Here is a 22,778-nt window from a genome sequence, read left to right on the forward strand (position 1 = left end):
AAATTTGGATGAGCCAAATATAATTTTTATTCCATTAATAAGGAGGAAACTTCTTCAACAGAAGTTTCTCCATTTTTTATCATCTCTAACGCATTATCTTTCAGAGTGTGTATGTTCTTTTTGTTTATATACTCATCTATGTTAAGTGAATTTCCTTTAATCAGACCCATTAATTCTTTATCAATCGGTAAAAGTTCATATATGGCCTTCCGACCGCTGTATCCTGTCTGATAACATTTATCGCAACCTACAGGTATATGGTGGTATAAAATGTCATTAGGTATTTGAAACCCTATTGGAAAAGTCTCAGGACTTACAGGGCTTTTCTTTTTACAATTATTACAAAGTTTTCGCAACAGCCTTTGTGCTATGCTTACATTTAACGTACTCGCTATTAAAAAAGATGGAACCCCCATATCTATAAGCCTTGAAACCGTTGCCCAGGCAGAGTTAGTGTGTATGGTAGACAGCACAAGGTGCCCTGTAAGTGCTGCTCTTATAGCCATATTTGCTGTTGCCACATCCCGTATTTCACCTACCATAATAATATCAGGATCCTGCCTTAAAAAAGTGCGCAGTGTAGCCGCAAAATCTAAACCTATATTTTCCTTAAGCTGCACTTGGTTGATGCCTTCCAAAGTATATTCTATAGGATCTTCAACAGTAAGGATATTTGTATTTGGGGTGTTTAGCTTTTTTAAAGTAGCATATAAGGTTGTGGTTTTACCAGAACCTGTTGGGCCAGATATAAGGATAATGCCATTTGGCTTTTTGATATTTTCAAGGTAAATCTTTTGTTCTGAATCTGTAAATCCAACTGTTTGTAAATCTATATGATTGGTGTCTTTACTCAGAATACGGAGAACTGCTTTTTCTCCGTGAAGTGTAGGAAGTATAGAAACACGGATATCAAAATCTTCATATTCAGTAGTAATAGCTATACGGCCATCCTGAGGTAATCTTTTCTCTGAAATATCCAGTTGTGCCCTGATTTTTATTTTATTGATTATAACCGGGTATTCATCATTATCTATAACAAATTGCTCCTTCAGCTTACCATCAAGGCGCAGCCTTACCCGGGCTCTGTTTTCATAAGGTTCAAAATGGATATCACTACTGCCTATTTCTTTTGCTGTTAAAACAATTTTTTCAAGGAAGTCATTCGAGTAATGGATTTCAGAAGCTCTTTCGGTAGTAGATTTTCTATAATTTACAGACAGGTATTTGTTTATGTTTTCAGAAGAATCTATACTAACGTTTACGGCTTGCCCTAAGATAATTATAAGCTCTTCCGCCAATTGCGCTACATTTTCATTATCTGTTTTAAGCAACAAGGTGTCGTTATTTTTTTTAACAGGAATTATCCTATAATAGTAAGCCTGTTCTGCATTTACAAGCTGCTGAATATCTGTGGGTATAGTATATTCGGTGTTCATTAGTAAGAATAAAAATATTTTGGGGCAGCAAATAAAGAAACAATATAAACTATGGCATAAAAGGCTGCCATGTAGCCGGCAAGAGGTACTGTTGTATGTTTAGTATGTTTGGTATGTTTAGTATGTTTAGCTTCAGTATTATTCATATAAAGATGCAGTATAAAGGAAAAAATAAAGCTGAATGTCAGTAGAATTATATGTGTTACACTCGCAAAAGTAAAAGAGAGACTTACTATCATTAAAATATCTCCCAATCCTATACTTTTATTTAGATAGGCCTTTTTTAAAATTTTTGATGTTATAAATGCACTTGTAATAATAATCAAAGAACCTAAAAAGAGATTTATTATTGTATTTGCTAGTGCAATATAAAGTCCTGTTTTAAAATAAAATAGCAAAAATGATATAACTGCTGTTACAGGAAACAGGAACCAATATACAAGACGGTCTTTATAATCCTGTATTAAAATTAAAACGAACAATAATATTAATATGCACTTAAGTACAACCTCAGTCATTGGTCACCTCTTTCGGATTCCCATCCTGGTCAATTTCCCATACATTGAATATGCCGTCACCATCAAAATCAGTTATAGCGGTTGCCCTCGCTTTAAATTCATTGTTTGTAGCCTGTATAATTTCATATGTATAATTGGCTGTGCCATTTTCTTTTACTGTTTTCGGCGCTTCAAAATCAACTTCAGCTAAGTCAGCAGCATACTTAGAGTGCATGTAAAAGTGTTGCTTTTCAGCATTATAAATCGCTTTTAATTGTGTTTGCGCCTCAACACTCTTCGCCTTTGTGATCAACGGCATTAAATTCGGTAATGCTATTAACAGCAGTATACCTATTATAGCTAAAACTATAAGTGTTTCCTGCAGGTTAAAGGACGGTATTTTTTTAATACACTTTTTCATTTTCTAGTTATTTGAGTCAAACATACTAAAAAACAATTACATGAAAAAGAAAGGTTAATTTTAGTATCACAAAATTATTATTAACAAATGTGCGTATAGTTCTGAAATAGCGATACATAAAAAGCTACTATTATGGAAGGACAAAGCAGTTATGTAAAGCGCACCCAAAAAGATAAACATAAGTTTAAAGATTCAAATTGTAAAGGAGATTGAATCAGGAGAGTTGTTTATTACCCAATCCTGGAAGAAGTATGGAATGCGAAGCCACGTTACTGTTAAGGGTTGGTTTAGAAAATATGGTAACTTTGATTGGAAAAACCAAACACTATCAAATATGCCAAAGACCCCTGAACAATCATTTTTGACATGATGATAGACTAAGCTTAGAGCGTTAAAAGTAGGTAGGGATAAGTTCTTGAGTATTGTTAAAGCGAATCATTTATTAATAAAGCCAAAAAGAAGTTACCATGTTACTACATGGTCACACCATCGCTTCAGAAAGCACCCTAACCTGATAAAAGAACTTGATATTACCAAACCGGAGCAAGTATGGGTATCCGACATTACATACATCGAAAAACCTGATAAACCTTGTTATTTATGCTTAATAACAGATGCTTATTCTAAAAAAATAATGGGATATGATGTATCTGATTCTCTGAGTACACAAGGATGTATTAATGCTTTAAAAATGGCTCATAAGAATAGGATATATAAGGATGAATCATTGATACACCACTCGGACAGGGGAATACAGTATTGTTCAGATGAATACCAGCATTTAATAAAGAAATGTAACCTAAAGTGTAGTATGAATCAAAACTCAGACCCTTATGAAAAAGCTGGTAGCGGAGATAGTAAACAAGTACAATCAAATCAGGCCATAGGTCAAATTATATGTTGACTCCAGACTTGATGCACCTGCAAACAGTATGAAAATGAAAATTCATAAAACAAAAAACAGAAGTAACCCCAAAGCTACTTCTGTTTAAAAATGTATATTTACTATTATTAATACAGCATCGTCATTTTAGGACTGGTCATTGTAGATTATTCTGAACAGGGTTTAGGTTTTGTAATTTAAAATACTAATTATTACATTATTACCCATTAGCTAAACTATTTGCTCCATTCATATAGACTCCAATCATTAACTAATCTGTCAATTAAAAGAGTATCATTCCAAATTTCATGAGGTGATAAACTCTTTTGTTCTGTTGTAAGATTTTTAACCAGTTTTCTTTGCAATGTTTCTGTATCAATAATATGCCAGCCTAAAAACTCCCCTCTTATTATGTGAGAGTTTCTCATAAATCTTGGCATATTAAAATTGTTTGCCGGGTAAGAAGATACACGCTCTACAATATTCCGATTATTCGCTGCTGATAGCGGAAAGAATATCATGTATCTTTCTTTGGAGCTAACCAACATATCAAAATTTACAGGTCGGTTAGCATATAATCCTGGTAACACTCTTATCAAAGCACCCATTGTGTCTTTGTGAATGTAATGCAGATATGCTTTACCTTTTGGTGTGTTGATTTCAAAAACATCACCTAATTTAATTCTTTTCATTGATAACCAATAGATTTTAAAATTTCATACCCTCTTTCTAATTGAGAAGCATAATTTGGGTTCCTAGCCGAAATACTGTTTATTTTATTTAGTAATGTTCCTCCGTTTTTACCTAATCCATAAATTTCTATTAATGCCTGCTCTACTGCTTTCGCATCTTTCCTTGACAGGTTTTTCATTAATTCTGCTATTCTGATTCCTTTTGAAGCTAAATGCTCAGCAGCCCTTCTTGCAATATTATTTGTAATACCTACGTATTGTATAGCTCCGTCTACTGTTCGAGATATATAAACTGCTATATCATCTTTTGAGGCAAACCTCATAAAGCCTTCACTACCTTCTTTTGCTGCTTTTTTTGTAGCCTCTTTTACTACACGTTTAACACTTACCTTTACTACACTTGTTACTGCAGTTGCTGAACCTAAAGTAGCCACATCTGCAGCTAAAGAAATAGCACCAATAGTAAATTGTAACCAGTCTCCATCTCGGGCACCTCTGTACATATCCATTACTCCACCAGTAAAAGGAGCAAATTCGAAAGCTGATTCCAAAGCATCTTCTATACTAAATCCTTCGTTATCTGTAAAATCCTCATCACCATTAACTGATACTTCGCCTTCAATCACAACTTCTTGCATTTCGAAGTTCAATTCAGGAAGTGCATCATCTCCATCAGGTTGATAGGAATCTGCAAAGTCAAACCAATCTAACTCATCATTCTGTTCGTTTGCACTCTCTAAACCTTCAAGTTCGGGAGCATGTATCGGCTGGTTAGAAGAAAACTGGTACGGAGTTATATAATGATACTTTTCAGCAAGAGGATCTATACTAAAGAAACGCCCTAGTGCAGAATCATAATTTCGCCATTTAAAACTACTCCAATTTAGCCCTAAGTCATCTTGTAATTCCTGTCCCTGAAAACCATATTTATAGAATGAGTTACCAATAGGCATATAATTTGAATTATAACCAGTATGCTTTAAACCTAATGGATAATAATTACTTTCCTGTACAATTTCATCGGTTGTAACAATTCCATTTTTATTTGCATCTGTATATGCTAACCTAACATTTCCAAGATGGTCTGTGTACTGAAAAATATATGAAACAACACCAGAATTGTAATTTATATAACCCTCACTATGTGTTATATACTGTAAGTTAACAGCATTAGTATTTTCTTTTACATATACATATGAACCACTATACTCAGTAGTTGTTTGTGATGAACCATCATATTTTTTCTTACTTAACTTATTACCTAAGCCATCATATACAAATTCGATTTTCCTATTATTACCTGTAAAAGTAATAAGTGTAGGTAAGTTCATTTCATTATAAACAATATTGGTGATTCCTTTATTAGCATCACTTATCATATTGCCATCATTGTCATAGGTGTATTCTATTACTAAATTAGCCCCGTCCTTGAAACCCAATACATTTGTAGATTGATCGCTAACAGCTTTTAATTGATTACCATCATATTGATAAGAGAGTTGGTCTATATATATAGGATTATATGCATTAGAGCCTTTACGCTTAAGCGAGGTAATGTTGCCAACTTTATCATATCTTACAAGTTCATCATACATTCCTGTTGATGTAGTTGGACCTGAAATTGTGCTATATTTTGCATCAGTCATTCTATGTAAATGATCGTACTCAAAGGTATAAGCCCTTAAAGTTTGAGCTTGATCATTTATAGTTTTCCATGATATTTGACTTACATTTCCATTATAATAAGCATTACCGCCAAGAGATGAACTGGTATAATCTATCTGCATATTAAATAAACCGGTACCAGGTCCTCCGTTAACATCATTAATGCTAGTTAGCATGCCTCTGACATTAAAGTTATAATCTATCGCCTGTAGAGAGGTAGCATTATTATAATCATAATTATTAAAATTAAGATTACTAATGTTACTCCCATAAGTATAAAAGTGTCCGTCAGCATACAACACAGGATTGATAGTTTGAGTAGCTGACGTATGTATTATAACCCCATTTTTTTTATAATTTATTACCCCAAAATTTTTCTCAATTGTAAACTCATCATTAGGGTAAAAATTTGTTGTATGTAGAGTAGTACCATTTTCTTGTATCCAAGCTGTCTTTCCTCCTAATGAATGATTAGCAGAAGTTAAAGCAATAGAATAATCTATTTGTAAGTAGTTAGTACTTGCAGGGGTAGTTGATAGGCCAATACGCAACTGATTATTTGAACTATTTCCAACCCTAAATGACATACTTCCATTACCTGTAATTTTTGTTGTTGAAGCTAAAACTGCGTTAGACCATGAAGTTGTAGTTGCTGTCTTTGTATATATGCCATTAGAAAAAGATATACCTGTAAGCGTTGTGAGGGTTTGACCGTTTCCAACTTTTTTTGAATCGAAATTGCCTAATTCATCATATTTGTTAAAAGTTATGAGTTCAGTAGGATTAGACCCAACTTTTTGATTGTGCCTTGTTAATCTTTCAGCAGAATCATAACTAAAATAATCATAAGTAACCAAGTTATTAACAACACCTGCTTTATTATGGATTGACTTGCTTTCCATAATTTTTCCCAAAAAGTCAAGTTTTAAGTGCTGTAAATTATTTGTAGACAAATAAGGATTACTATCCGCAGCATAAATTAACCTGTCGTTCTTACTGTAACCTAATATACATGTTACGAAATCTGAAGTTTCGCCAATTCTTGTTTTTGAACCCGTTAATAGTCCTTTAGGTGCTGTTTTTATTTCATCGCCATAATCGGAAGTAGATGGTATTGATATGCCTTGCATATCAAATGAGTAGTTATCATAATAATATATATTTTTCACAAATAAATCATGATTGGTATAATTATCATAATAAACATTTATACCATTTATATTTGTAGGTGTATTAGTTCGTTTAACATACCATTCCCAATCTTCTATAAGAATTTGCATTTCTTGTCTTGAAAAAGGTTCATCAGTATGAAAAGTCCCTGAATAAGCTTCTCGTCCCAGAGGATCGTATTTAACAAATGACCATTGATTATTTAACCTTTGATTTGCTGTTTGAGTTAAGGCTGGACGGCCATACTTACCATATACAAAGTATTGCCAACTTACGCCAGGTAATTTTTTCTCTATAACTCTGTTATCATAATCATATATATATTGATAGCAGTACTTATCAAGAATAGCCTGATTTCCATATAAAGTTTGATCAATCAATATCTGACTGTCTACATTTGGAGGAATGATATATATTAAATTGTCAGCATCATCATAAACGTAATAAGTATCGTGTGGTACAGAATTGTTAAAATTTCTTTTTAAAACAATTTTACCCCTGTAATTTGTAAAAATTTGAGTTGTGTTATTATTACCATCCGACGGAGTCCAATTCTCATTTTTATGAACCTCTTTAATTAATGTGTTTAAAGCATATTGTCCTTCATATTTTAATAGAGATTGATTGTTTGAATCAAAAACTGCTCTATAAATTATTACAACATTATCTAAGCTATTATTAGTTATTTGCTCATATTTGTATGTATGTTCATTTTGTTTATGCCAAACATTACCTGGATGTGCTACCTCTTTAGGTAAATTTATTTTTACTTCATCAAAGACTATCTCAGTATATGGGTTTGTTGTATAACCGTATTTTGGTGTATTATAATAACTATAAATATCATTTTCAATATTATTTATGTATGCTCCTGCATTTTGAGATTTAGGAACAGCAAGATATTCTTTTTCTTCCCTCCCAATTGCATCATAATCTCTGTGTATTGAAACATCTTCACTATTTCCACCATATTCTATAGAAGTTAATTGTATTTCTCTACCCTGTCCGTCAAAATAGGTGACATGCTCAGGCGTTGAACTGTATTGAGTTTCGTTTGATACTTTTACTTCGGATTTATAAGTGCTATATATAACATAATTTTTATCCTGAGAAATTTGTGCATAACAAATATATGATGTTATAAATAAAATTAATGTTATATAATTTCTCATTGCGCATCTTGAATTAAATTATATTTTCTTTTATGAAGTAAATTATTGTCTTGATCGGCTTGCTTTACAGCCCGCCCAAATTCATCGAATATTGTTTTTAAAACTAACCCATTATCATCTATAACAGAAGTTTTTCCTATTAGAGGTTGTAGTGTATAACCTGTAATTTTAGTATTTGGTGGGCGCACCCAAACTTCATCTATATATAAGGACCCTGAAGGCCTATTAATTGTTAATGTGCCACCATTGTGCGTGTAGGAACTAAACTGCCACTTACCATCTTTGTAATACCAAAAAGAGACAACATAATTTGGTTGGTAATATCCAAGATTTAGTGTACTTGATGAATAAACTTTACTTCCAGTATATGCAATAGAACTTTCAATATTATAATTTCCTTCATTTTCAAAGCTGCTACGATAAAAAGAGTAAGTGCCTAGTGCGTTTCTATTGCCTTTTAAAATTGTATTAATTGAATAGCTGTCTTTACCATTGTTACGGCTAAAAGCAGTTAATTGTCCTGTTTTATAGTCAATAACTGATGATATTTTTCCTGAAGTATCATAATTTAATCTTATTATATCTTTGGGAATAACGTTACTGAGAAATCCATTAACATGCGGATTATATTCTCGCTCTTCGTAAAATCCATTATTAAAAATACCATCGTCTAAGTGATTTCTGTAAACTTTTGAATATTCCTGCAGCTTACCGTCATCAAAATATTTATAAAACTCTGCTTCTTTTAAAATCCAATATTCATCAAGATTATAAAGCCATAGTGATTCTTCACGTAATAATGTTCGCTCCTGACTATTAAATTCAATTAAGTTTGATAATCCCCAGTCATAAAACTGAAACTCATAACTGAATTTTTTCTTACTAACCGGTGTATCGTTTTTATATGTAATTATTTCAGATGGTCTTAACTTATCAAAAAAATAATTATCGTAGGGACCATTAGATATATAGATAAATTTTTTCTTAGTCTCTATTGTACTTGGGATAATACCATAAATATATTCTGTTTCTTTTGTTTCAACAAGAGGCTGATTTACTAAATAAACTGGTCTTCTTGTAAAGATATACATTCCTACACCACCACCAGTATCACATAGTGTGCGGGTAAAATAATGTTTAGCATCTACAGCCGCGACATTATCTAAACTCAATAAATCATAAATATTTTCTATCTCTTTTATAGATACATTTGTTTCGGGCGAATTCGCCCCAATTTCCTTAAATACTCTTTGTTTTTTTAACATGGCCCTTCTGACAATGCCTTCATAATTAGGAATATATTCATTAACTGTTACCAAATTAATGTCCGTAATTCCATCTTCTGCCTTATCATAATTTATCCTCGTAGTTACCTTTTCAAAATAACTACCTGAATTCTGATTTGCGTAATACTCAAATCCTCCTGTGTAATCTAAAGGATCTGTGTCGAGCAGTGAATAAGGATGAGTACTCGCTCCCATGGTTCCAAAAAATGGCAAATAGCTGATTTTAAAATAGAGAGAATAATCATTAATTGGAAGTACCATCCCTCTCAAATTTTCGTAAGTAAATGTTGTAGTCTTTACTTTATTATCAGAAAAATGCTCTATAATTTTTGAAATTACTACTCCGCCGCCATAATAGTTCTGATCAGCATTTAATTGATACTCATACTCTGTTACTCCCCCGAAATTATTAGTAACTTTAGTTAACATACCAGCTGAAACTATAGTCTGTAAATCGGGCAATCTATTAGCTGAAGGGTTTACTGGTGGAAGTGGTAACCCAGTAGCACAAAGAGTATTAACAAAAGGGAAGGCATAAGGTCCATTACCAGTTGGTCTCGAATAGCCAAACATATCAACGTTAGTGCTTGTAACTGTTTCAGGAGACGCTTCGTTATATGTAAACTTTTTAATTAATTCAAGATCTGTTTTAGTTTTGTTCCATTTCCTTATAGAACTTAAAATAAATCTCCCATCATTAAAATTACTGTAAAAAAACTTGAATCCAGTTACAAATTCATCTTCTAAATTAAAAACTTCTATCTCATTCAATTGTTTTACATATTGAAAGGAGTACTCTTGCTGATTACCAACGGGAACAACCGAATAAGTAAATTTTAATTTTTCCCTCGGCGTTACAATTTCATCAATTTCTAGAGTTGCATCTGAAACAATATAATGATAAAGTTCGTAAATTGTGGCGTATTCATTGTCATTATAATTTCCATATTCTCCATTTACAGTATTTCGATTTCTATTTTTTAAATTCTCTAAATATTTTATTGTAATAATATCTGTATTGTGTGTTGACTCAATTTTATTTACATAGAAGTCTTTATACTGGTAGCCTACCTGATAGCCAAATTCAGTTTCGTCAAATTTATTGGGTCCCCCAATAAAACTGTATTTAATTCCATTTTCATCATCAATACTAAAAATTACATCAGAATAATTGGTTACACCCCAATGAAACTTATTCACATCTGTAGTTAATTTTAAGTGTTGATTCCTATCAATAAATAATGACTTTGGGGCTTGAAGCGCATCTCCATTAAAATTTTTTTTATAAATAAAAGTAGCATTAATTCCTGTTGCTATTGATACACTGAAAAAATCAGGAGAACTATCAACCTCAGCAAATGCTTCATGGCCGCCAGCAGGATTCCTGCCTATGTGGCTGTAAGGTGTATTGTCATTTGAAAAAAACCATCCTGTAGAAGTTTTTTCATCAGGCATATGATTTATTTTACGAGTAACTTTTCCTATATCGTTTAATTTCCAGCTTACGCCAGTTACAGAAGGTATTTCATCTGCTTTAATACCTGAGGTATTGTATTTAAGAGATATAGGGATTTTAATGTTTTCTAAATCTATTTCATAAAGTAACACTTCGATATTAGAAGAAATAGCAGGATCCGTATTGATAAGAGGCTCTAATGGCACTCCTTCTTGAGCATAAATAACAATAGTTAAATTAAGTAAAACATAAATGAAAAACCGTTTCATGTAATTAATTTTTTAGTAAGATTAAGTCAACAAATATAAATAATAAACTTTATTGTCATAAATATAATATTAAACAATAATCAATATACTTAACCATTTATGGATAAACCAATGTTTACCTCCAAATTTTGTCTTATAGAAATTAATTTTGTTAAAGTCTTTCATGAGTAGGTGCATACCTTTCCATTTTTGGTAATATCTTGGGGCATATTCAATACCTACAAGTTTTTCCATTTTAGTATTATGCCACTCTAACAGTTCAAGGAATGATTTATTCTTCTTTGTACTCTCTCCTGTATATAGCAGGTAAATATCATCTACATCAAATTCCATTTCCTGGACTTGGAGCATTAAAAAAGCCTTATTAATCTTCTGACTAATAAGGCTCAATTGTGTATTAATAAAATTATTTTCCTCTGAGGAAGGTAAGGCTTTCTGCTTTTTACTGTTCCAATAATCAGAATTTATAAATTGTCCAGTGGCAAATTCTTTTCTCTTATTTTGTAGAGTTAATCTGCATTTTATAGGACAAGTACCTTTATTATTTACTTTATTACGTTCTATCAGGAACAGTATGGTTAGTTTATTGTCTTTCATGATATTAAAGATTTAATTTTGGGTGCCTAGTTAATTTTATTGGGTGCCTAAATGGGTGCCTTTTTTTAAATCAAAAAGGGGTAAATAGGACAGATAAGAGGAATTCTATAGAGTAGTAAAAACCTCTGTAAAATAGCTATATAAACAAAAAACCACCTGATTGCTCAAGTGGTTTTTGTATAATATGTCGGGATGACTGGATTCGAACCAGCGACCCCTAGCACCCCATGCTAGTACGCTACCAGGCTGCGCTACATCCCGAATTTTTTATTTTGGGTGTGCAAATATATTTTATTTGTGCGAATAAATAAAAACCAGATTATTTAAAAATCTGCCTATGTCGAAACATATATATCTACTTCGGCATCCTGCCAGTTGTGGCTGCGCTCATCGTATATTTCTATATCGGCTTTATAAGCACGGGCAAAATCCTTTTGCCATATATCCCGCCATGCGTCTGCAATACAATCAGGCATTTTACCTTTAGCAGTAAATTTTACATAATCGGCAGGTGGTATAACAATACTTTCCATACCTTCAGGCACAACAGCACCCGGCGCAACCCTGCAACCTATAAAGTATGAAAATTGCTGTGTATAGTCGCCTTCATAATCAAAATATACTGCATACAGCTTTTCATCAAGCTTTTCAGGTACTTTTATAAAATATTCGTCTTGTTCAAACTGTTGCCACAGTTTGCCGCAATCCCGGCCCGACTGCCCGTTAGCGTTAGTTGTTTTATGTGGCAATGCAATGCCGGCAAGGTACAGGGTATCTAAATGTTGCTTTTCCATAAGTGTGTAAATAAAAAGGCAGCCGCACAGGCTACCTTATCAATGAATTTAGTTTAATTGTTTGAAGATTCAGTGCTTCCGGAATTTTTATCCTTTGGCCTTCTTACTCCGAATGAGCCACGCCAAATTTTTCCTCTTTTGGTTTTCTTGTCTCCTTTTCCCATAAAAGTTATAATTTGAAAGTTACTACACTCTCAAATTTACAAAAACAAGTTATAAATCCCAAACTATATTACTGGTTACTCCTCAAATCCCTGTATCAATATATCAAGTATTTTAATAGCCGCATCGCTTATTTTGGTTCCGGGGCCAAATACAGCTACAGCACCTGAATCAAAAAGATACTGGTAATCCTGTGCCGGTATTACGCCACCTACAATAACCATAATATCTTCTCGTCCGTACTTTTTAAGCTCCTCAATAACCTGCGGGACAAGTGTTTTGTGTCCTGCCGCCAATGATGATACACCTAATATATGTACATCATTTTCTACCGCCTGCTTTGCTGCCTCTGCCGGGGTTTGAAATAGCGGGCCAATATCTACATCAAAGCCCACATCAGCATAACCGGTTGCTACAACTTTTGCGCCGCGGTCGTGCCCGTCCTGTCCCATTTTCGCAATCATGATGCGCGGGCGACGGCCTTCAAGCTTCGCAAACTTATCGGCAAGCTGCCTTGCCCTTTCAAAACTTTCGTCGTTCTTTATTTCTTTACTGTACACCCCGCTGAAAGATTTAATTTGTGCTTTATACCTGCCATAAACTGTTTCCAGCGCATCGCTTATCTCGCCAAGCGTTGCCCTGTGCCTTGCAGCATCTACAGCTAAAGATAACAAATTACCTTCGCCCGACCTTGCCGCTTCAGTAAGCTTTTGCAGGCACTCTGAAACTTTTTGGTTATCGCGGGATGCTTTTATACTTTCCAGCCTTTCAATCTGCTGCCTGCGCACAGTTTGGTTATCTACCTCTAATATGTGCAACGGATCTTCTTTTTCAAGGCGGTATTTGTTAACGCCTACAATTATATCCTGCCCACTGTCAATACGCGCCTGCTTGCGTGCAGCCGCTTCTTCTATGCGCAGTTTGGGTATCCCCGCTTCAATGGCTTTCGTCATGCCGCCCAGTTCTTCTACCTCCTGTATAAGCGCCCAGGCCTTGTGGGCTATTTCATTAGTCAGGCTTTCTACATAATAACTGCCGGCCCACGGGTCTACCGTTTTGGTAATCTTAGTTTCTTCCTGAAGGAAAATCTGTGTGTTACGTGCAATACGCGCCGAAAAATCTGTTGGCAGGGCAATAGCTTCGTCAAGCGCATTGGTGTGTAAAGACTGTGTGCCGCCAAATGCTGCTGCTGCTGCCTCTATACACGTACGCGCCACGTTGTTAAAAGGATCTTGCTCAGTAAGGCTCCAGCCGCTTGTCTGGCAGTGGGTGCGCAGTGCGAGCGACTTCTGGTCTTCCGGATTGAATTCCTGTAACAATTTGGCCCACAGCATACGCCCTGCACGCATTTTGGCAATCTCCATAAAGTGGTTCATGCCAATAGCCCAGAAGAATGAAAGTCGGGGAGCAAAATCATCTATTTTCATGCCTGCCGAAAGTCCTGTACGGATGTATTCCAAACCATCGGCAAGGGTATAGGCAAGTTCAATATCGGCAGTAGCGCCGGCTTCCTGCATGTGGTAGCCCGATATACTTATTGAGTTGAACTTTGGCATGTTCCTGCTGGTATATTCAAATATATCAGCTATTATTTTCATGGATGGGGCAGGAGGGTAAATGTAGGTATTCCGCACCATAAACTCTTTAAGGATATCATTCTGAATTGTCCCCGAAAGTTGTTTGGGTGCAACGCCCTGTTCTTCTGCCGCTACAATATAAAATGCCATGATAGGCAACACTGCACCATTCATGGTCATCGAGACCGACATCTCCCCAAGCGGAATCTGGTCGAACAACACTTTCATATCCTCAACACTGTCTATAGCCACGCCTGCCTTACCCACATCGCCCACTACGCGCTCATGGTCGCTGTCATAGCCCCTGTGTGTGGCAAGGTCAAACGCTACTGAAAGCCCTTTTTGCCCGGCCTCAAGGTTGCGGCGGTAAAACGCATTACTTTCTTCGGCAGTACTAAAGCCTGCATACTGGCGTATTGTCCAAGGGCGTCGCACATACATGGTTGCATAAGGGCCGCGCAGGTTAGGTGCAAAACCGGCTGCAAAACCAATATGTTCAAGCCCCTGTATATCCTCTTCAGAATAGTGTTGCTTTACAGCTATCCCCTCGGCAGTAGTAAGGGTTTCACTATTATTTTGATAATTTACGGTTTTCGGCTTTTCTGTTAATGTAATATGTTGAAGGTCTTTTCTTTTCATGCTTCTTGTTTCTATTTAACAACAGATGTATCTTCTGCATCAAGTCGTTCTTTTTCAATTCGCTCGGCAAGTCTTCTTTCAATAACAGGTACAATAAGCGTTTTACGCGAATCTGTTTTTACAAACGGATACAGCTCTATATCGCCGTTCATCCTGTCATTTTTATTGGGATATTTATTAGTGCCCAGCAGTATCTCCCTGCCACTGTCAAAAAGCTCCTGCTCTTTGGCGGCAGTCTCCTGTATTTTGCGTTGTATAGTCCCTTCTTTCAACTGGTGAAGAAAACCACCACTGGCTTCAATATCTTTAATCAGTACCAGTGCCTTTTCCGCCAGTTGTGCGGTAAGCTCTTCAATATAATAAGCGCCATCGGCAGCATTATTTACTTTATCAAAGTAACTTTCGTGCTTCAAAATAAGAAGCTGGTTGCGCGATATCCTGTCGCCAAACTCATTATTTTTATGGTAAATGGCATCATAAGCCATATTGCTTACAGCGTTTGCACCACCCAATATCGCACTCATGCACTCTGTTGTGGTGCGCAGCATGTTTACATTATAATCATACAGGGTTTTATTCCTTTTAGATGGCGTTGCCAAAATATGGCATTCTTCGTTATGCCCGTATTCTTTAGCTATAACGGCAAACAACTGCCTTAAAGCCCTTAGCTTGGCTATTTCGAAAAAATAATTGCATCCAACCGAAACCTGTATAACCATAGGCTTATTTATAGTTGCTATAGCATTAAAGTACTCGTTTGCATGTGCAAGGGTGTAGGCTATCTGCTGTACAATATTTGCACCTGCATTTTGGTAAAGGCCGGCATCAGTGCTAAGGAAGCTGATATTACTGCATGCAATAGCTATGGTGTTAAGCGCATCAATGTCTTTTTCCATATTGCCGAACCAGTTACCGTCTTTAGCAAGGTGGCCTATAGGGTCGAGCATCACATAAAAAACGGCATCATTTTGCTTTGCAATACTGTCTAACTGTTTAACGAAATCGATTGAGAGAAAACCTAATTTAAAATAAACAGGTGTTGCTTTTAAATCTATTGCATTTAGTAGTTTTTCTACATCAGTCCCCTCATTATCAATGGTAAAACGGATACTCTCGGCGCCGCGTTTTAATGTTGTGGCTGCCCTTTCGGCAGATTTATCCACATCATGCACATAAATATCCTGGCAAATACTAAAGCCGGTATTATTGCCTGTAGCCGATGCCGCCACAGTTTCATCATAATGATAAAAAGGCTTAACTTTTATCCCTTCAGGGCTTTCCCAAACAAGTGTTTCGTTATAATCGGCTCCTTTAAGCTCAAATTGTATCTGCTGTTTCCATTGTTTGGATGATACATGCTCAAAACCTTCAAATAGTTGTTCGCTCATGCAGTTCTTTTTTATAAAGCTTTAGAGTTGGTTTGCTCTTCGGGCATTTCCTCCTCAAATTCAATTATATAAATATCTTCGTCCTCGCGTTTCATATAATACTTTTCGCGGGCATATTTTTCGGTTTGGTCAGGGTTTTGCAGCTGCTTAATGCTGGTACTGTCTTTCCTTATTTCCTTTATGTAGTATTCCTTATTTTCCTCCAGTTCCTTTATTTCATTATCCAATACCGGATGATCGAAATAAAGTGAGTAGTTATCAATAAAAACCATCCATACAGCAAAAAAAATGATAACCAGCACATAGCGGTTCCCTATAAATTTAAGGAAAGGGTATTTAGCGGTCAATTTACTGAAAGGTTTCATATTGTAAATTTATAAACTATTACAAAGTAATGTGTTTTTTATCCAATTATCTTTTGATATATAGCTAATTGGCAAATATAGGTATTATAATATCCTTTGGTTGATAACCGCCCTTACCACATCAATGGCTACGGTATTGTAACGATCGTTAGGAATAATTATATCGGCATGGGCCTTTGTAGGCTCAATAAACTGCTCGTGCATGGGTTTCAGGGTGGTTTGGTAGCGGTTAAGTACTTCTTCCATATCCCTGCCGCGTTCAGCTATATCCCTGCGCAGGCGGCGTATAAGCCTTTCGTCAGAGTCGGCGTGAACGTATATTTTAATGTCAAACATCTCACGCAGCTTAGGGTCAGATAATATAAGTATGCCCTCTACAATCATTACCTTACGCGGATGTGTTACTATAGTATCGTCTGTGCGGTTGTGGGTAACAAAAGAATAAACCGGCTGCTGTATAACATTACCTTTTTTCAGCTCGGTAAGGTGGGCTGCAAGCAGTTCAAAATCAATTGCCCGCGGGTGGTCAAAGTTAATTTTTGCACGGTCTTCAAAACTCAGGTGGGAGTTATCCCTGTAATAGGAGTCCTGAGAAATTATCCCCACCTCCGTAAGCGGAAGCTCGTTCATTATCTGGTGTACAACTGTTGTTTTACCGCTTCCGGTGCCACCTGCAATTCCTATAATAAGCATTAGTTAAATTGTATTGTTTTGCGTTGGTGCAAAAATAACAATTATAAAAGGTGTTTGTATAACGCACCGCATTTTAAATCAAGATTTAATATTGGCAGGTATAATCGGCAATACATTAATAAAAAATATAGCTATATTTGAACAAACAGTGCCAAAGGCTATGAAAAAACTACTGATTGTATTCGCGATGCTTGGCTGTATTGCCACCGCAGCTGCGCAGGAAATTATATATGAAACCAATAACCCTGCTTTTTTTGACAGCAACAATGACGCCATGCAGGATGAAGAGGGTATAAAACAACTCATAGAATACTTATACCGACTTGGTTTTACGTCTGTAATGCTTGGCGAAAATTACCTGACGGGTTTTACTGAAACGCTTTATGATAAAGACAAACTACCTGAAGGTTATACATCATTAATAACAACTTTAAAAAAGCGTGGGTTTAAAGTATATCAGGCTGTTAATATTTCGGCAATATCAGATAATCATCCGTGGCATACAGAGTCTTTAGGTAAGCCTGCTTCAGCATACACCCGCTATATCATGTATGCCGATAAGCAAAATAAACAACCAGTAAGAACAGCAGGAGGTATGATAGCCCTTAATGTAAAAGAGCCTGCCGTAAAAGAATATTTTATAAAAGTTCTTGGCAGCCTTAGTGCCGGGCTTGATGGTTTGCGGCTGCAGCAACAAAAACATTCTGTAAGTTATGGTAAGGAGTTCTGGAACCCGGTTACAGAAGCTCTTAAAAAAGCGAATCCGGAAATACAGGTTTTCCTGATGCCTGCCGCAGGTACATCTGTACACACCTCTTTTAATGATGTAAATGCTGATAAAGTTTATGCAGGTACTTTAAGCAAAGCTATCATCCAAAAAGATAAAAAAGCCATTACTGCTACTGCCGACAGTATATTTAAATCGCCCGGTACTACAGAGCCTGTAGTATATCTTGATATACCCGCAAAGGGCACATCATATAAAGAAGGCCAGTTAAAGGCATTTGCTGCTGTAAACATTTTGTTGGGCGGGCTGCCCTCTGTTGCTTCGGGACAGGAATATTATGGAGCTGAAAATAGAAGTAATGCATTTATATGGAAAGAACCCCTTAAGCGCAGTGACAAAGAAGTATGGCTTAAAGAAAATAGTACTGAATGGGAGCAACAGCAGAAGAATGAACTTTCTTTATGGAGCTTTTACAGGGAGCTAATAAACCTTAAGCGCAGGTATCCGTCTGTTGGCAAAGGCACCTATAAATATATTGATAACAGTGCGCCTAACGTGCTAACTTTTGTGCGTGATGCGGGTACTGACAAGGCTTTTGTAATGATAAACCTTTCGGGAGAGCAGCAGGAAGTTACCATTACGGGCAACGATGTAAACCTGGATTTTTTATTGCTGACTATGGGCTCTGCTAACTATAACTTTAAAAAGGCAGGCCGCACAGTTGTATTGCCGCCTTATTGGGTGCAGGTTTGGCGCATTATGAAGTAGAGTGTTAATTTACATTAGGTTAAACTTAATTTTATTTGCAGGAAACACCGCCCCGGGTATAGATTAATACTTTTGGTTGCAATGACTTACATGCAATTAATAATTAATTTATGCTATGGTAAAAAAATTACAACCTACTTTTAAAAAAATCTGCGCATTTGCCGTATTACTGGCAGTTTCACTGTCTTACGGGCAATCTGCGCCAACAGCCACACCGGCTACAAACGTGCTTTCGGGCAGTTTTACTGCTAACTGGGATGCCGTTACAGGTGCTACCGGTTACTATCTCGACGTTAGTACCTCGCCAACTTTTGGTACAGGTACTTTTGCTACCGACCTTTTCATATCTGAATATATAGAAGGCTCTGGCTTTAATAAATATATAGAAATATATAATGGTACAGGTGCAACGGTTAACCTTGCCAACTATGAGTTGAGGCTTTTTACTAATGGTTCTGCTACACCTTCACAAACACTTGCGCTTAGTGGCAGCCTTGCTAATGGCGAAGTTGTTATCTACCGTAATTCACAGGCAGCAATACACGCTTTTACTTTAACTACAATAGTAAATAATACCGTTATCAATTTTAACGGAGATGATGCTGTCGGGCTTTTTAAAGTAAGTACGAATGCCTATGTAGATGTATTTGGCAGCATAGGGCAGGATCCGGGGAGCGACTGGTCAGCGGGTTCATTCAGCACAAGCAATAATACCCTGGTAAGGAAACCTACCGTTACAGGTGGTGTAACCAATACATCAACCACAGGATTCCCGACACTTGCAGCAGAGTGGACAGGATATCCTAATGATACAGGTACTTATTTAGGCAGCCATACTTTTTCAGGGGGGGTTACACCTTCTTTTGTAGCAGGCTACAACAGCCTTGATGTTGGCAACGTTACCTCTTACCAGGTTACCGGCCTTGATGATAACACAGTATATTACTACAGAGTAAGGGCCTATAACGGTACAGGCACATCTTCCAATTCCAATACTATAAATGTAACTACAGCATCATGCGCTGCTGTACCGGTACCAATCGTTGCACCGCTAACACTTTGCAGCCCTGCAACAGTAGCCAACCTTACGGTAGTATCAGGGCAAAACCCACAATGGTACAGCGCTATAATAGGCGGTACGGCATTGGCTTCAACAGCTACTGTTACTTCAGGTACTTACTATGCTTCGCAAACCGTAAACGGATGCGAGAGCGGTAGGATAGCCGTTCCGGTAATAGTTAACCCTTCACCGGATGCACCACAGGTTACCAACCTTTCTTTCTGCGGAAGCACTACAATAGCCGACCTTACAGTTACATCAGGTACTAATCCGCAATGGTATGCCGCCCAGACAGGCGGTACGGCACTTGCCGGTACAACAGCAGTAACTACCGGTACTTATTACGTTTCTCAGTCAAACGGTACTTGCGAAAGTGCAAGGGCTGCTGTGCAGGTAACAGTAAATCCGGTTCCGGATGCACCTGTTGCTGACGCACTTTTACTGTGCGGAGCATCAACAGTTAGCGATTTAACAGTAACATCAGGCCAGGGCATACAATGGTATGCTGCCGAAACAGGCGGAACAGTGCTTGCAGCAGATGCTGCCGTAACTACAGGTACCTATTATGCTTCTCAAACGGTAAACGGTTGCGAAAGCACCAGGACAGCCGTAAGTGTAACGGTAAACCCTATACCTGCCGCACCAACAGTAACGCCGCTTCTTTTTTGCGGTACAGCTACAGCCGCCGAACTTACAGCTACTACAACAGGAACACCTGTATGGTATGCCGATGAAACAACTGCAACAGCTTTAGCAGCCGATACAGTACTTGCTACCGGAACTTATTATGTTTCTCAGATAGTTGACGGTTGTGAGAGTGAAAGGACAGCCGTTACCGTAACGGTTAACCCGATACCGGATGCACCGGTTGCGGCAAGTCAGCTTTTTTGCGGTACTGCACAGGTTAGCGACTTGATGGTCACTACGGGAACTGCTGTGCAATGGTATGCAGCTGAAACAGGCGGCACGGCACTTGCTACAGATGCAGCCGTAACTACCGGTACCTATTATGCATCGCAAACTGTTGACGGTTGCGAGAGCGCAAGGACAGCCGTTAGCATAACTGTTAACCCTGTGCCGGCAATACCAACGGTAACACCACTTCTTTTCTGTGGTACGGCTACTGCAGCAGATCTTACTGCTACTACAGAAGGCGCCGCAATATGGTATGCCGATGCTGATACTGAAATAACTTTAGCTTTAGATACACAACTTGCTACCGGAACTTATTATGTTTCTCAAATAGTTAATGGCTGCGAAAGCGAAAGGGCAGCCGTTACCGTAACGGTTAACCCGATACCTGCCGCACCGGTTGCCGCTGAAACTGTACAGGAGTTTTGTGGTATGGCTACTTTAGAAGATATAAACATTGCAGGCGATAGCATACTTTGGTATGCTGCTGCAAACGGAGGTGAAGCGCTTGACGCTACTACAGCCCTTACAGAGGGTACAGTTATATATTATGCTTCACAAACTGTAGGCGGATGTGAGAGTGATGTAAGGACAGCCGTTGCTGTTACTTTAAACGTAACACCTGCACCTGAAGCTGAAGATATAACCCTTTGCGGTATGCCAACAGTTGGCGAGCTTACAGTTGCCGGTGCTGAAGATGTACAGTGGTACAATGCTGAAACAGGAGGCGAAGCCCTCGCTGCCGATGCTGCTGTTGCAACAGGTATATACTATGTTTCTCAAACTGTTGATGGTTGCGAAAGCGCAAGGGCATTGGTTCAGGTTACGGTAACACCTGCCCCTGATGCACCAACTGCCGATAACCAAAATTTTTGTGGTACTGCTACTGTAGCAGAACTGTCTGTAATTTCAGGTGATATGCCGCAATGGTATGCTACAGAAACAGGCGGAATGCCGCTATCTGAAAATACTGTTTTAACGGAAGGTACTTATTATGTTTCGCAAACCGTTAATGGTTGCGAGAGCGCAAGGACAGCCGTTCAGGTAGAAATCAATGCGGTTCCGGCTGCACCAGCAATCACGAATACTAACCAGGTGTTCTGCGGTTCAGGTATGATTGAAGATATAAATGTTGACGGCTTAAACGTTGTTTGGTATGCTGCTTCTTCAGGTGGCGAAATACTGGATAACGAGGCTCCGCTTCTTGAAGGGACAAGTGTTTATTATGTTTCCCAAATTGTAAATGGCTGCGAAAGTACAGGCCGTACTGCCGTAATTGTTACCCTTAATATTACTGAAGCTCCTGTTGCCGAAGAAATGTCTTTCTGTAATGGTGCAACAGTTACCGAACTTATGGTAACCGAAGGCGAGATGCCGTTATGGTATGTTTCGGCTGATACTACAGAACCGCTTGCTGCCGATGCACTGCTTGCTACAGGTACTTACTATGTAACGCAAACTATTGATGGCTGCGAAAGTGAAAAGGTTGCTGTTGCAGTAAACATAACAACTGCTGATACCCCTGAGGGTGATGCTGTACAGGAATTTACTGCCGGAGACACCATTGCCGACCTTGATATTACAGGAACGGATATAGTATGGTTTGCCGATGCAGCGCTAACACAAATGCTTGAACCTTCTGCATTGTTGGAAGATGAGGTTACCTACTATGCAGTAGCATATAACGGCGACTGCCCGAGCGAACCGCTTGCAGTAACCGCAGACGAAGTATTAAGTACTGTTGATAATGTAAAAGCAACTTTCAGGTATTACCCTAACCCGGTAACAGATGTACTTATTATACTTAACAGCGAAACCATAACATCTGTAAGTGTGTACAACCTTTTAGGCCAGCCGGTGCTTGAAACCAAAGGTGGCGCAACAGAAGTGAAAGTAAACCTTTCATCGCTTGCTGCAGGCACTTATGTGGTAAGGGCAACATCTGCCGGAGCAGTACAATCATTTAAAGTGGTTAAAAATTAAATAGGTTATTATTATATAAAAGGGGCTGTCTCAAAAGGGTAGCCCCTTTTTCATTTTATAATTTTGGATGTTGATGTTTATCATACTTTGGATTTTTTCCAAACTATTTTCGCTATAAAAAAAGGCTATATTTTTGAAGAAGCTAAAAGAGCCCTGTCATTAGGCT

At 37.4% G+C, this 22,778-nt stretch carries 16 protein-coding genes and 1 tRNA gene; 3 read left to right on the forward strand and 14 right to left on the reverse strand.

Going from position 1 to position 22,778, the window contains the following annotated elements:
• Positions 1-26 precede the first annotated feature (26 nt).
• From KJK34_RS07235 to KJK34_RS07245, 3 genes are read right to left on the reverse strand one after another with little or no spacing between them, the layout of a single operon-like run.
• A complete protein-coding gene (locus KJK34_RS07235) occupies positions 27-1,436 on the reverse strand; it encodes a GspE/PulE family protein (protein WP_223053185.1) in 1,410 nt (469 codons plus the stop codon).
• The gene (locus KJK34_RS07240) at positions 1,436-1,954 is read right to left on the reverse strand and encodes a hypothetical protein (protein ID WP_223053186.1); all 519 of its coding nucleotides are present in this window, start codon (positions 1,952-1,954) and stop codon (positions 1,436-1,438) included. Before KJK34_RS07240 ends, KJK34_RS07235 begins: the two co-directional genes overlap by 1 nt.
• On the reverse strand, positions 1,947-2,354 hold the full coding sequence (locus tag KJK34_RS07245) for a type IV pilin protein (protein ID WP_223053187.1): 408 nt from the start codon (positions 2,352-2,354) through the stop codon (positions 1,947-1,949). Before KJK34_RS07245 ends, KJK34_RS07240 begins: the two co-directional genes overlap by 8 nt.
• A gap of 415 nt (positions 2,355-2,769) precedes the next feature.
• Here KJK34_RS07245 and KJK34_RS15370 point away from each other — a divergent pair, with 415 nt between their 5' ends.
• Positions 2,770-3,258 (forward strand): DDE-type integrase/transposase/recombinase, encoded by a 489-nt coding sequence (locus tag KJK34_RS15370; protein WP_223053188.1) that lies wholly within the window; start codon positions 2,770-2,772, stop codon positions 3,256-3,258.
• Between the two features lie 215 nt (positions 3,259-3,473).
• Here KJK34_RS15370 and KJK34_RS07255 read toward each other — a convergent pair whose 3' ends face one another.
• From KJK34_RS07255 to udk, 11 genes are all read right to left on the reverse strand, one after another.
• Entirely contained in the window at positions 3,474-3,929 is a 456-nt protein-coding gene (locus tag KJK34_RS07255; protein ID WP_223053189.1) for a hypothetical protein, read from the reverse strand.
• Positions 3,926-7,936 carry a DUF6443 domain-containing protein gene (locus KJK34_RS07260; RefSeq protein WP_223053190.1) on the reverse strand — a complete coding sequence of 1,337 codons (4,011 nt, stop codon included), beginning with the start codon at positions 7,934-7,936 and terminating at the stop codon, positions 3,926-3,928. The genes KJK34_RS07255 and KJK34_RS07260 overlap by 4 nt, the downstream gene beginning before the upstream one ends.
• Positions 7,933-10,947, reverse strand: a complete 3,015-nt coding sequence (locus KJK34_RS07265) for a hypothetical protein (RefSeq protein WP_223053191.1) — start codon at positions 10,945-10,947, stop codon at positions 7,933-7,935. Before KJK34_RS07265 ends, KJK34_RS07260 begins: the two co-directional genes overlap by 4 nt.
• A gap of 69 nt (positions 10,948-11,016) precedes the next feature.
• Positions 11,017-11,544 (reverse strand): Arm DNA-binding domain-containing protein, encoded by a 528-nt coding sequence (locus KJK34_RS07270; RefSeq protein WP_223053192.1) that lies wholly within the window; start codon positions 11,542-11,544, stop codon positions 11,017-11,019.
• A gap of 187 nt (positions 11,545-11,731) precedes the next feature.
• Positions 11,732-11,805, reverse strand: a tRNA-Pro gene (locus tag KJK34_RS07275).
• Between the two features lie 74 nt (positions 11,806-11,879).
• Complete coding sequence (locus KJK34_RS07280; protein WP_223053193.1) at positions 11,880-12,338, reverse strand: GyrI-like domain-containing protein; 459 nt, start codon at positions 12,336-12,338, stop codon at positions 11,880-11,882.
• Positions 12,339-12,391: 53 nt separating this feature from the next.
• Positions 12,392-12,502, reverse strand: coding sequence for a 30S ribosomal protein THX (locus tag KJK34_RS07285; protein ID WP_223053194.1), 111 nt, complete (start codon positions 12,500-12,502; stop codon positions 12,392-12,394).
• Positions 12,503-12,577: 75 nt separating this feature from the next.
• Positions 12,578-14,716 (reverse strand): methylmalonyl-CoA mutase, encoded by a 2,139-nt coding sequence (gene scpA, locus KJK34_RS07290; RefSeq protein ID WP_223053195.1) that lies wholly within the window; start codon positions 14,714-14,716, stop codon positions 12,578-12,580.
• Positions 14,717-14,727: 11 nt separating this feature from the next.
• On the reverse strand, positions 14,728-16,104 hold the full coding sequence (locus KJK34_RS07295) for a methylmalonyl-CoA mutase subunit beta (protein ID WP_223053196.1): 1,377 nt from the start codon (positions 16,102-16,104) through the stop codon (positions 14,728-14,730).
• Positions 16,105-16,115: 11 nt separating this feature from the next.
• Positions 16,116-16,469: an FtsB family cell division protein gene (locus tag KJK34_RS07300; protein WP_223053197.1), complete on the reverse strand. Its 354-nt coding sequence runs from the start codon at positions 16,467-16,469 to the stop codon at positions 16,116-16,118.
• An 84-nt stretch (positions 16,470-16,553) separates the two neighbouring features.
• Positions 16,554-17,162, reverse strand: coding sequence for a uridine kinase (gene udk / locus KJK34_RS07305; protein ID WP_223053198.1), 609 nt, complete (start codon positions 17,160-17,162; stop codon positions 16,554-16,556).
• Between the two features lie 160 nt (positions 17,163-17,322).
• On the opposite strand from udk, the gene KJK34_RS07310 reads away from it, so the two are divergent.
• Both KJK34_RS07310 and KJK34_RS07315 read left to right on the forward strand, forming a co-directional pair.
• Entirely contained in the window at positions 17,323-18,657 is a 1,335-nt protein-coding gene (locus KJK34_RS07310; RefSeq protein ID WP_223053199.1) for an alpha-amylase family glycosyl hydrolase, read from the forward strand.
• Positions 18,658-18,772: 115 nt separating this feature from the next.
• The gene (locus KJK34_RS07315) at positions 18,773-22,612 is read left to right on the forward strand and encodes an Ig-like domain-containing protein (protein ID WP_223053200.1); all 3,840 of its coding nucleotides are present in this window, start codon (positions 18,773-18,775) and stop codon (positions 22,610-22,612) included.
• Positions 22,613-22,778: the final 166 nt, after the last annotated feature.

Origin of the sequence: Flavobacterium coralii, from assembly GCF_019891545.1 — a bacterium.
Lineage (GTDB): Bacteria > Bacteroidota > Bacteroidia > Flavobacteriales > Flavobacteriaceae > Flavobacterium > Flavobacterium coralii.